This window comes from Thermogladius sp. 4427co (assembly GCF_051933805.1).
Taxonomy (GTDB): Archaea; Thermoproteota; Thermoprotei_A; order Sulfolobales; family Desulfurococcaceae; genus Thermogladius.
This window is the reverse complement of sequence record NZ_CP196893.1, coordinates 479,061-490,611: the sequence shown is the minus strand read 5'-3', so window position 1 is coordinate 490,611 and position 11,551 is coordinate 479,061. Positions and strand designations below refer to the sequence as shown.

12 protein-coding genes and 1 tRNA gene are annotated in these 11,551 nt (G+C 45.3%); 7 read left to right on the top strand and 6 right to left on the bottom strand.

Annotated features, from left to right (window positions below; genetic code table 11):
* Position 1 precedes the first annotated feature (1 nt).
* Positions 2 to 895, top strand: coding sequence for a 3-methyl-2-oxobutanoate dehydrogenase subunit beta (locus ACSU1N_RS02695; RefSeq protein WP_440060077.1), 894 nt, complete (start codon positions 2 to 4; stop codon positions 893 to 895).
* A gap of 1 nt (position 896) precedes the next feature.
* Here ACSU1N_RS02695 and ACSU1N_RS02690 read toward each other — a convergent pair whose 3' ends face one another.
* The gene (locus tag ACSU1N_RS02690) at positions 897 to 1,073 is read right to left on the bottom strand and encodes a preprotein translocase subunit Sec61beta (RefSeq protein WP_440060076.1); all 177 of its coding nucleotides are present in this window, start codon (positions 1,071 to 1,073) and stop codon (positions 897 to 899) included.
* A 76-nt stretch (positions 1,074 to 1,149) separates the two neighbouring features.
* Here ACSU1N_RS02690 and ACSU1N_RS02685 point away from each other — a divergent pair, with 76 nt between their 5' ends.
* Positions 1,150 to 1,407 (top strand): MazG nucleotide pyrophosphohydrolase domain-containing protein, encoded by a 258-nt coding sequence (locus ACSU1N_RS02685; protein ID WP_440060075.1) that lies wholly within the window; start codon positions 1,150 to 1,152, stop codon positions 1,405 to 1,407.
* Here ACSU1N_RS02685 and ACSU1N_RS02680 read toward each other — a convergent pair.
* The 4 genes from ACSU1N_RS02680 to ACSU1N_RS02665 form a co-directional block, all read right to left on the bottom strand.
* Positions 1,394 to 2,134: a geranylgeranylglyceryl/heptaprenylglyceryl phosphate synthase gene (locus ACSU1N_RS02680; protein ID WP_440060074.1), complete on the bottom strand. Its 741-nt coding sequence runs from the start codon at positions 2,132 to 2,134 to the stop codon at positions 1,394 to 1,396. The genes ACSU1N_RS02685 and ACSU1N_RS02680 overlap by 14 nt on opposite strands.
* Positions 2,097 to 2,429 carry a hypothetical protein gene (locus ACSU1N_RS02675; protein ID WP_440060073.1) on the bottom strand — a complete coding sequence of 111 codons (333 nt, stop codon included), beginning with the start codon at positions 2,427 to 2,429 and terminating at the stop codon, positions 2,097 to 2,099. The genes ACSU1N_RS02680 and ACSU1N_RS02675 overlap by 38 nt, the downstream gene beginning before the upstream one ends.
* Before the next feature lie 5 nt (positions 2,430 to 2,434).
* On the bottom strand, positions 2,435 to 2,827 hold the full coding sequence (locus tag ACSU1N_RS02670; RefSeq protein WP_440060072.1) for a metal-binding protein: 393 nt from the start codon (positions 2,825 to 2,827) through the stop codon (positions 2,435 to 2,437).
* 18 nt (positions 2,828 to 2,845) lie between these two features.
* Positions 2,846 to 2,920 (bottom strand) — tRNA-Pro (locus ACSU1N_RS02665).
* A gap of 89 nt (positions 2,921 to 3,009) precedes the next feature.
* Between ACSU1N_RS02665 and ACSU1N_RS02660 the strand changes: the two genes are divergently transcribed.
* The gene (locus tag ACSU1N_RS02660; RefSeq protein WP_440060071.1) at positions 3,010 to 5,805 is read left to right on the top strand and encodes a DEAD/DEAH box helicase; all 2,796 of its coding nucleotides are present in this window, start codon (positions 3,010 to 3,012) and stop codon (positions 5,803 to 5,805) included.
* A gap of 95 nt (positions 5,806 to 5,900) precedes the next feature.
* Here ACSU1N_RS02660 and ACSU1N_RS02655 read toward each other — a convergent pair whose 3' ends face one another.
* Positions 5,901 to 7,877, bottom strand: coding sequence for a phosphoadenosine phosphosulfate reductase domain-containing protein (locus ACSU1N_RS02655; RefSeq protein WP_440060070.1), 1,977 nt, complete (start codon positions 7,875 to 7,877; stop codon positions 5,901 to 5,903).
* 136 nt (positions 7,878 to 8,013) lie between these two features.
* Between ACSU1N_RS02655 and cedA1 the strand changes: the two genes are divergently transcribed.
* Genes cedA1 through ACSU1N_RS02635 form a run of 4 tightly spaced genes read left to right on the top strand, consistent with a single transcriptional unit; the run spans position 8,014 to position 11,421 of the window.
* Positions 8,014 to 8,277, top strand: coding sequence for a DNA import protein CedA1 (gene cedA1, locus ACSU1N_RS02650; RefSeq protein ID WP_440060069.1), 264 nt, complete (start codon positions 8,014 to 8,016; stop codon positions 8,275 to 8,277).
* Between the two features lie 9 nt (positions 8,278 to 8,286).
* Complete coding sequence (locus tag ACSU1N_RS02645) at positions 8,287 to 9,651, top strand: hypothetical protein (RefSeq protein WP_440060068.1); 1,365 nt, start codon at positions 8,287 to 8,289, stop codon at positions 9,649 to 9,651.
* Positions 9,648 to 9,806, top strand: a complete 159-nt coding sequence (locus ACSU1N_RS02640) for a hypothetical protein (protein ID WP_440060067.1) — start codon at positions 9,648 to 9,650, stop codon at positions 9,804 to 9,806. Before ACSU1N_RS02645 ends, ACSU1N_RS02640 begins: the two co-directional genes overlap by 4 nt.
* Positions 9,784 to 11,421 (top strand): ATP-binding protein, encoded by a 1,638-nt coding sequence (locus ACSU1N_RS02635; protein WP_440060066.1) that lies wholly within the window; start codon positions 9,784 to 9,786, stop codon positions 11,419 to 11,421. The genes ACSU1N_RS02640 and ACSU1N_RS02635 overlap by 23 nt, the downstream gene beginning before the upstream one ends.
* Positions 11,422 to 11,551 lie beyond the last annotated feature (130 nt).

Genomic DNA, 11,551 nt, shown 5'->3' with positions numbered 1-11,551 from the left:
AATGGCGAAGCCTCCACTACCCTACAAGGAGAGAGATGTAGTACTCCCCGGAGACGCTGCCTGCCCAGGCTGTCCTATACCAATCGCCTGGAAAGTCTTATCGGCGGTATTCGGGGATAAAATGATACTTGTAATACCTGCGAGCTGTTCCTCCGTAGTAGTAGGCATGTACCCTGGCAACTCGCTTAAAGCCAGTGTAATACACGTCCCGTTCGCATCAGCAGCCGCTGTAGCTTCAGGAGTGACAGAGGCGCTTAGGAAGAGGGGTGTGACCGATGTCCAGGTGATAGCGTGGGCTGGAGACGGGGGTACAGCAGATATCGGCATGGCTTCGCTGAGTGGTGCTGCTGAAAGAAACCATGATTTCATATATATAATGTATGATAACGAAGCGTATATGAATACCGGTATCCAGAGGAGTTCTTCGACTCCTAGAGGAGCCTGGACTACTACGACGCCTATTATGGGTAAAGGGGAGGAGAAGAAAGATGTAGCGAGGATAATGATAGCCCACGGAGTCCCTTATGTAGCTACAGCTAGCATAGGCTACGTGCACGACTTCTATAATAAACTTGTTAGAGCGAGCAAAATAAGAGGGTTTAGGTTCATAAGCCTCCATGCCCCATGCCCTGTAGGGTGGAGGTTCGACCCGAAGTATACAGTAAGAGTTGCGAAACTAGCTGTAGAAACAGGGCTCTGGATACTCTACGAATATTACGATGGCAAGATCCACTTGTCGGGCCCTAGCAGACCTTACCTAGACCCCTCTAAGAGGAAGCCTGTTGAAGAATATCTTAAGATACAGGGCAGGTTCAGGAATATTACCAAAGAACTTGTTGAAAGCATACAGAGATATGTCGAGAATAACTGGGAGTGGATTAAGAGACATATGTGACCTAGTACAAGGGGTGTATTTTCTGGAGTACTATAACTGTAACGCTTAGAGCTATAGCGATTACTATCAGTACATAAGGCTTTATTTTAATCCCTACGTCTGACTCCTCGTAGAATCTAACGAGTCCTGCTGCTGTTAAAGGGACTGCTACCTCCCGCCTCCTTCTAGACTTGCTCAAACATGGTCACCTTCTAACTGTTAATGCAATACCTATTAAAAATATGATATTCTAACTTTAAACAGGTGGGAGGGTATTGGAGATAAAAGAAGCCCAGGAGCTGATCAAAAAATCCTTCTATGAGAGGGATCATGCGAGAGGCGTCTTCGCAACATTCACTTGGTTCGTTGAAGAAGTAGGCGAATTAGCTAGGGCAGTACTATCTATGGATTCTAGGAATCTGAGGGAAGAGATAGCTGATGTCCTAGCATGGCTGCTTAGTATAGCGAATCTCCTGAATATAGATGTTGAAGAAGTATTCGTAGAGAAATATGCTAGAGCTAAAGGGACTTAACCGATCTTATGATCGAGACAGCTTTTTCAATGTCTTCTTCTACAATAGTCCCTGTGACGATAATGTCTGCTCCCGCCTTCGCTAGTCTATTAGCTGTCTCGGGAGACTTTATCCCGCCTCCGACTATAATAGTAATCCCCGAATGCTTCTTAATAAGCTGGGGAAAGGTCTCGGGAACGGGCTTGCTAGCACCGCTACCGGCCTCTAAGTAGATGAACCGGTACCCCATCATTTCAGCGGCTAGAGCGTATGCTAGAGCTATCTCAGGCTTCTCGGGAGGGATTGGTTGAACCCTCCCTACATGTGCTACAGCGGTATCGCCGTAGACCACTAGATATCCTGTTGGAAGCGGTTCTAAACCATACTTTTTCACGAGTGGGGCAGCCTGCACCTGGGCCTGGATCAAATAGTAGGGCTCTAGGCTATTCATTAACACCATGAATAGTACAGCATCGGCTTTAGGAGTAAGGCAGTTTATATTCCCCGGGAATATTATGACTGGTAGGCCTGTAGCCTTTTTGAGTATAGTCGATACCTCACCTGCACTCTCAGGCGAGACCCCGATGCTACCTCCTACTAGAAAAGCGTCTGTCCCGGCATCATGTAATCTTAAAGCTAGCTTCTCAAGCACACTTAAGTCGTCTACTTTAGCCGGATCGATTAGCGTGAAATGTAGTTTCTCCCCTCTCTCAAGCTTCTCCTTCAGGTAGTTCGCTACCTTCCCCAATTTCTTTCACTTCTTCAGGCTTCCTTTCTTCAATCTTTATCTTACCTTCAAGGTACAAATCTATAAATTTAGCATATATATCGACGGGCTGTAGCAGCTCGGGGACGGGCTGGGGGTATTCAGCGTATAGCCCGCAGTTCCCACATGATATAATAGCTTTCTTTAAACCAGGCGTATCTGTTTTCTCAAATTTTATGCTAAGGGTCTTCGCCCCACACCTAGGGCATTGGAATACAGTGGGTATTCTAGGGATTCTCTTAATAATACGCTTATACTTTTTCCTCCTCTTACCCATAGGCATCATCTCGAATAGATTTTCTTCCTCAATGTAGATGTTAAATTCTGTGTTAAAACCTCATTTAATATTTTTATGTATTCTCCAAGCGAGTCTAGATTAATGACCTTATACAGCCCCCTCCTCTCGGATAAAGCCTGCTCTATGAGGTGCTTACAGTAACACTTCTCCCTCCTACCTACAACTCTTATCGTGAAATCGTTGCAACTACAGTAGGCGCCTGGTATGATAACGTAGTCGTTTGAAAGGCCCAGGTATACCCATGTGTTTAAATCAGCGTTTTGGACAAGTATTTTCACAAACCTCCTCAGACTATGCTCGTCTGCTTGCGTGGATTCGTTTAGTGCTTTTCTAATAGCGTTAGAGATATCCCTAGCCGTACATCCTTTATTAGACAAAACTATAACACCAGTGAGTGGGCCCGCGGGGATTTGAACCCCGGGCCACGGGGACCCGAACCCCGCATCCTAACCAGGCTAGACCACGGGCCCTTCCTCTATTAGACTTACTATAAAAGGGTTTAAAGAATTTTAAAGAGTATAGCATAAGCCGGCCTAGTAATATTTCTCCGGGTACTATAATGGAGGCTGCAAAATGCCTGCAAGGCCTTGGCTACAAAGAATTCACCGACCTCCAGAAAGAAGCCTTTAAGAAGATCTCGAAAGGAGGATTCAATGTAGTTATAACAGCTCCGACAGGATCTGGTAAAACAGAGGCAGCTATCCTGCCAGTGTTTTACAAGCTCGCGTTGTCGGGTGGAGAACCCATCTCATGCGTTTACATTACCCCACTGAGGGCTTTGAATAGGGATATCGCTTCGAGGATAAGTAGGATTGCCGAATGCTTCGGGCTCACTGTAGCGTTGAGACACGGCGACACTCCTTACAGGATCAGGAGGGCTATACAGCAGAATCCTCCGCAGATCTTAGTTACAACGCCGGAGACTTTCACCTACATCATTGTAAACAGAGAAATGCTTCCAAGATTGAAGAATATTAAATACATCATCCTTGATGAGCTGCAGGAGCTTGTAGAAAGCAAGAGAGGCCTCTTATTATTTACGCTAATATACCTTCTCCTTAACAGGCTTGGTGTTAAGCCTGTTATAATAGGTTTGACAGCTACGCTAAGCGATGAAAACTTGGTTAAAGAGATTATTACGTCGCTAAACAGGCTGCCTACGGAGGTTGTGAGCTATGCTGGCGGGAAAGAGGTCGAGATAGAGACTGTTATACCAGAGTGTGACAGAGAATGCCACAAATCGGCAAAATACGTTGAAGACGAGAGATTATCTAGCAGGCTAGAGTACATAATTAGCAAAATAAGAGAGAGCAGGGGAGTCCTAGTCTTCACTAATACGAGGACTATGGCCGAATACCTAGGCAACCTATTGAAAACTGTTGCGGAGAAGGAGGGATACGATATAAGTATTGGGGTACACCACGGTAGTTTGTCGCGGGAGCATAGGGAGGATATCGAGAGAAAGTTTAAGGAAGGAATCGTCAAAGCCGTAGTAGCTACTTCTAGCCTAGAGCTTGGAATCGATATCGGGAGCGTGGATCTAGTAATACAGTATCTCTCCCCGAGGCAGGCTTCTAGGCTGTTGCAGAGGGTTGGTAGAAGCGGGCATAGGCTCGGAGGTGTCTCCAGGGGGATTGTAATTTCAACGAGTAATCTATTCCACTACCTGGAGTCGCTGGTACTCGCCAGGAGGGCTAAAGCAGGGGATTTGGAGAAACCGAGGTTTTACACCTCCCCTCTCGACGTATTATCTTATGCGATAGCTGTTTATACTATGATAGAGCACGAAGGAGTTAATATAAACCAGCTCTACGCGACTCTTGTTCAGAGCGCTTTATTCAAAGACTTGTCGTTCAACGATTTCATAGACGTACTAGAATACCTCCAGTACAATAGGATAATAAGTATAGTGTCAGACACTATCAGACCGACGAAGAAGACAAGGCTTTACATATATAAGACTTCTATGATACCGTCTACGAGAGAGATTAGTGTAATAGATGTTAATACAGGCAATAGGATTGGCAGCTTAGACGAAGACTATGTTGTTTTAAATATCCAGCAAGGCGACTTCCTAATACTCGCAGGCAGTATGTGGAAGGTTATATCCTACGATAGTGACGAGGCTAAACTATACGTTGAGAAAACAGAGATCCCTGTGGGAGAGGCAGTACTCCCGTTCTGGGAAGGCGAGAACATACCTGTTGAATACGAGGTAGCCAGAGAGGTTGGTAGCGTAATCCGTAGGATTAAGAAGGGGTTATTGGATGGTTTAGTCGACTCCTATAGATTAGATAGAAGGAGGGTAAACTACGAGATAATAGGATTATTCGGCGACGACAAGACTATTGTAGTCGATTATATCAAGCCTCTTAGGACTATCGTGGTAAACATATATGGTGGCTCAAGGCTTAACCTCATGATCAAAGACCTGATACTATTCAATATCAGGAAGAAGTATCCTCTAGCGAATGTGAGAGCTTATTCAACGCCATACTTAATAGTATTAAGAGCCAGCAACATCGAACCTGAGACTCTCCACAGGGAGGTAGCTTCTATTCTATCTTCACTCTACAAATACGTTAGCGAAGAAGCACTAAGTGAGATCGCGCGGGAGAGCAAAACCCTTCTCTGGAGGATATACCAGGTCGCCCAGAGATTCGGCGCTATATCGCCTGAGACAGAGAAAGTAACTAACGCCATGCTACAAGCGTTTATTGATACGGTTATAGGCCGTGAAGCCCTTAGAGAAGTCTTGTACAAAGACTACGATATCCGCGTAGCCAGACAACTCTCCTCGCTAATAGAGAGAGGTGTTGTATCCGTCGAGAAACGTATATCGGAGGAGGTAAACGGGTTCCATAAAGAGCTCCTAGAGTATATTGAGATACCCTTGATTAGCGGGATTGTATTCGATAGAGAAGCATATGTTGCGAGGCTGTACTCTAGGAGGATAACCCTGTTGTGCCTGAATTGTGGCTACACCATGACCGGTAGGGTATTAGATTTCGCGAATATGAAGGAATTTAAATGCCCTAGGTGCGGGCATGCTACTCTAACTATTGTAAAAAGCCCTAGCGTAGATAGAGAGCTCGAGCTAGTTAGGAAGTTACGGAAGAATGAAAAACTTACTAGCGAGGAGAATAAGATGCTAGACGAGTTAAGTAGGAGGGCAGTACTCTTATACAGGTTTGGGAGAGACGCCTTACTAGCTTTATCGGCTAGAGGAGTAGGATCGATAGAGGCTGCTAGGATATTGAATAAGGCTTTGAGAGGCGAGGATATCCTCGAAGAAATTTACGAGAGCGAGAAAAGGTTTCTTCTGATAAAAGACATTATCGACAAAGAGAGATAGTATAGAGATAGTATAGCCGGGAGTGTAGAAGAGTAGATGTAACCTATTCTATCATGGCTTAGAATATATCGGGTTCATAATTAACGGCCGAGCCCTCAAGCCCTCCCAGCGCTCAGCTTATACACTTTCATATATTGTTCGAGGGTTTTACCGCTATGCCTCTTCGACCCCCGTTTAAACGCCTTGGGGTTATCTAGTATCAACGGTATTACTACTTTCTCTACTAGCTGGTCTGCTAGAGGGCATGTGTCGATACATAACTTGCATGAAGGGCACGGCGTACTAGGTAGCGGGCCGTGATCCGTCATTTTAATGATTCTAAGAGGGCACCATAGGATGCAGCTTGCGCACTTAACACAAGACCTGGTCCTATATATTATTTTCAATAAGTCGGCGAGGTCCTCGATATTCTCATCTCTACTGAATGGTGTAACTACCATTAGATTATTGATTATTGTAATAGTAGTATTACCTGTGCTAGCATAGATTGTCTCACCCTCCCGCCAAACCTTGAAAGAAGCCATCCTAGCGTTTTCTAAGAATACCTGCTGGGCGCTTTCTTCAACGATCGAATTGTTGAACTCTATCTTCAACCCGTCTCCTTCTCTTACAGTCTTCAAGGGGGCTAGCCTCGCATTAGACGATAGGAGCCTGCGCACGTACTCGTCTCTCCAGTCGATGACGTATCCCTGGATATGTCTCGCAATCCTCTTCTTGGCAGAAGCAGGCGTCAGCCACCTCCATAGACCTAGCGTGATCCACTCGCGCGGCTGGTTCAGCTTCCTCCTCCACTCTTCTAATTTCTCTATCCAGCGTTCCCATAGACACGGGTAGTGGGTTGAGACATCCTTGAACTCGGCTAGGTAGCTCGATGGGCATAGATAGCAGCCAAGCCGGTCGAACCCCCTCTCGTACAGCTTGTTGTATGGTAGTTTATACGAATGGATGTATAGCCATACTGCGAGTTGGCTCCACTCCTGTATAGGCGTTGTAGAGACTACATGGGGTATCCATTTATTCCTCCATACAACCGGGCTCTTGGCTCTGTCGAGAGATTCGAAAGCCCTCTGGCCGACGATATTTAGAGCTCCAGCAGGCCAGAAACTCCTACTAGTCTTAGCTATAGGGACTAATTTGATTACTTTACAACACCACCTGTAATCCTTCCCAGGGGGTCCGAACGTGTCGAGCCCTCTCCAGAACATGTTCCCTGCCGATGCGGTTACAAGCCTAGAACCGTATTCTCTGGCAACTTCCTCAACATTCTTCAATGTCTCGGGTAGTTCGATGCCTGTGTCGTTGAATAATATATCGACACTACCGAAAGCTTTCACTGCAAGGTCGAGTGCTACAAGGCTGTCTTTCCCACCAGAATACGATACTACAGGCCTCATGTTATATCTTGCCTGAACCTTCTCGAGGTGTCTAATAGCTTTCTCCTCCAGGAATCTAAGACCTTCTATATTCTTCTTTATAAAATCGTAGAGGCTACTAGGCTTCCTACTCGTTTCAACAGGAGGCCTCTGGTCGTGGAATGTTTTCGTTACAACGAACTTTTCGCCAACGGATTCAGCTATCCCCCTTATCCTCCCTTTGTAGTCGAGGACGATAATACTCTTCTGGCTCGTAGACACGTCTCCAATAATCATATCTCTATAAACATATTTCGAGTCGACTTTTACATAGTCGACAAGCCCCTGTTCTAGCGCACTATACGCGCCGTGGAAGCTTAGCCTAAACTGCCAGGAATCTGTATAGGGGTTGAAGTATAATTGCCCCCATACGTTCCCTGAGGAGGCAACCTCCCACATTAGATCCCAGTGGGGTACTTTATTGAATAAGACTATTCTGTTCTCGAAGAAGAATTTGTACAATTTATCGTCTCCGAATATTCTAACAATAGTTTCTCTAAGTCTGTTTAAATCGCTTTGGAAAGCTATTTTTGCATCCCCGGGTTCTGTAAGCCTTAACACGTAATACAGGTCTATCTCATCCTGCCTAGGGTGTATTATAGGGATGTCGTCGTAGGGGTCCCAGTATATTCTAACTGTCTTAGGCCAGGTCCTCCCCATCTCCTACACTTTCAGGCATCTTCTTCTAACTCATAGAAGTCTATAGACCTTTATATCCAAGTATCATCGGGATTGTAATACTTTTGCCTTCCACCCACGTATTAAAACACTATCCTGTTGAAACGGGTTGGTCTAAGTGGATATAGTAGAATTTGTTAAAAGCATAACCATCCAGGTAGTGATCGTAGCGTGGGCGCTATTCTTCTTATCCTGGGTTGTAGGCTGGGCTCTGAAAGGAATGCCTATACCTTTCACCAGGGTTAAGAAGGTTGGCGAAAGGATCCTAGAAGACGGTGTATGGGCTGCTTTCTGGCTGGCAGTAGGCAGCAGCGTTTTCGCCCTCATATCCTATATCGCTTCCTCACTTTACCAGCCTCTCCCGCCACCTCCCTCGGTGTGAGTGGTCGTGATGGATGTACTATATCTAGCTTTCAATCTTTCAATACTATCTTACTTCTTAGGCACGTTGCTAAAAGGCATTCCGATACCCCTTGTATCTGTCAAGAAGCTGGGTTCTAGGCTGATGGTTGACGGTGTATTATCTGCCTTCCTCGTTTTCAGCTATAAGGCACTAGTCTACAGTATAGATTATTTTAGTCGGCTGCTTGGTTCGAGCATGGATGTACTCCACGCGTGGTTTTTAGTAGAGACATCCGTCCTAGTATCATTATACACGTTTCTAAAACTAACCGGTTTAATCTATAGCAAGATAGGGCTGGGATTCCTTTCTTCTGGTCTGATAGCCCCTCTTGTAAACATTCTAGTGGACGCTCTCGTAACAATAACCGTCTTCTATATTGCTGTTAACGCTATTAGGGCAATGGCCCAGGCTTTTATAGCCATAGGGATACTCCTATACTCTGTCCCTTTCAGAATAACCCGTTCAGCCGGCTCTATACTAATAGCTCTCCCAATAATCTTCACGGTAGGGGCTCCGCTATTACCATCCTTTGTAGCAATGTTCAATATGCCTATGCAGGTTAATTGGCTAAATATCCCGGCAGTGCCAGCGTATTTCAAGCTAGTAGACTATACTAATAACACTATCGCATACTATGTTTTAAATGCTACAGATACTGCCGGGAATACCCTCTACATCTACCCGAGCGATTCCAACGGGGTTGTTAACGCTACTTCTATGGATAGATGGATCCCCTATGGGGAGCAGGTATTGAATTTCATGATGCCAGGTTCTCTCTATACTGTTAAAACCAATGTATCGGGCTCGCAGGAGGTCTTTAATCTAACTGTTAGAGTACCTAATGTAATAGCTGTTGCAACAAATACGTTCATATATTATTACACTGATTACATCGAGGTTGTAAACGTAGATAAAGGGAACAATTCCCTCACTGCCTCCCTTAGGGTAGCTAGCCCGGCCCAGCTCTACCTTGTTACACAAGAAGACTGTAGCGTGGTAGTTAGCGTAGACTCTTCTACGATACAATCACCACAGTACTATTTCGAATGGTTCGGTATACGGTTTAAAGCATACTCGGTAAACCTCTCGCCGGGACCCCACGTAATCGGCGTTATTATAAACTATTTAACGGTTCAAATGCCTAATGTTAGCGTGAAATCCTATGTTGAAAGCATTCTAGCGAGTGAGAGTGCGGTAAACTACTTCGTAGGGTCTTTATCGATAGTGTTCTTCGAGCTTATAGTTCTCCCGATAGTATACATATTCATCCTAGTATCGGCTACGCTAGCCTTATCCCGTATTATCGGAGGAGTTGAGAGCAGGATCTCTAGGATCATGGTGCTAGGTCCTTGAATAAAGTGTTACTAGTCCCACTAGTTGCGGTAATAGTGTTTACAGTAATGTACTTGTCTGAAGGATGGAGTATCCTAGTGATATTAGTCGGTCTAGTAGACGTAGTCCTTGTATTGTTAAGCGGGGTTATCTATGGTAGACTGGAAGAGGATTAAGAGGCTTCTCGGAGACAAGGGTGTTATAGGCCTCAATCTTGAGCCACCAGACCTGGTACTCTACAGGAAAGACAAGGTTGTGGTAACGAGGTATCTCGTAGCCGACGAGGCTGAGTACGGGGTTGCCGACCTAAGCCCTATAAAACTGTATGATATCGTCGAGAGGCTTGCTTCTATAATCGATAAACTCCCCGAGGGCAGCGAGGTTAAAATCGTGAAAGTTAGGAGCGATCTAAATTCTCTAGTGAGAAGGATCGAGAATGAGATGGCTAATGCGAAAGCATCTCTGGAATTAGCTAGTGAACCGCATGTAAAGTCTAGGCTTAGCCTGAAACTAAAGAATCTCAGCGATCTATACAAGGCTATTGTCAGCGGTAGACCTGTCCTAAGGTTGAAGTTCGTGGTTAAAATCAGGACTGAGGCGAGGAGCCTGGATGAGGCGAAACAAATACTCTCGTACCACTCATCAATAATTACAAACGCGTTTAAGTCTAGCCTGGGTTTTAGGCTTCGGGAAGCTGGCAGGGAGATCGAGGATATTATTGCGTATGAAATAGGGGTTTCCAGGGACATGGGCTTGAAAGGGTTCTATACGAGTAGTCTAGGGGTAGCACCTGTTCTACCAGTTCCTCTGGTTAAGAAACCACGTGTAGACTACGAGAACGCTCTACTATTAGGTTTCGACGAAGAAGGTAGCCCGGTAGTTATACCTATAGAACAGTTGGTTAAACACGTCCTGATCATTGGCCCTACGGGGAGAGGCAAGACTACATTGCTCGCAAGCCTCCTACAGAATTTTTCAGCTATAGGCGCAGGCTTTTATCTAGCGCTCGATTTCAAAGGTGATCTCGTCAAGCTTATTAGCAACAGTGGTGAAGTCGCGTCTCCTAGAAGTTACCCTCTCTCGTTTACCAGGGTTTTCCAGACGCCTCTCGAAGCTAAAAGCGTCCTAGCAGATATCGTGTCCTCTGCTTTAAATATTCCTAGAGAAAATGTTGTCGAGACCGTCGAGTACCTGTATTCTATAATATCCGACGGTAGCAGTGTGAATAATCTTAGAAAAATGAGAGCGGATATACTCCCGCTAATAGACTTTGTTCAGGACACGTCCCGGGATAACGAACTTGCTGACATAGTAAGGTCGGGTAATGTAATAGTCGATTTAAAAGACTACGGTTATGCTTTCCAGACAGCTTATAGCCTCTTATTATTGTACCTTGCGAGAAACATTTTATTTAAAAGAGGTACTGCTGAAACCAGGCTGATAGCTATTGACGAGGCTTGGAGGATCTCCCGCACCAGGCTACTGATTGAGATGTTTAAGGAAGGCAGAAGCAGGAGTGTGGGATTGGTTGTTTCAACACAGAATCCTAGCGATATACCTAGGGAGATAGTGGAAAACTCGCATACAATACTTGTATTCGGGTCCCCCAACGAGAAGTATATCGCGGAAGTATCCTCTATGCTCGGGCTAGACTCTAGTAGCATGTCTAGGAAGATCTCTAGGCTTGGTGTTGGGGAAGCGGTTTTCCTGAACGCGCTGGACCCTCATCCAGTAGTATTTAAAGTCAGGCCTCCGATAACTTTAAATAGTGATGAGCGGCGAGCATCCTGAGAAATGATGTATGCGGTCGTATCTGAGGGTTTATGTTTTTAACAGTCTACACATATTCTCCAACCTGGTGATAGCATGGGAGGCAGGCAGAAGACAACGTTATTCATGATCAAAGAGAAGAAAGCTGGTA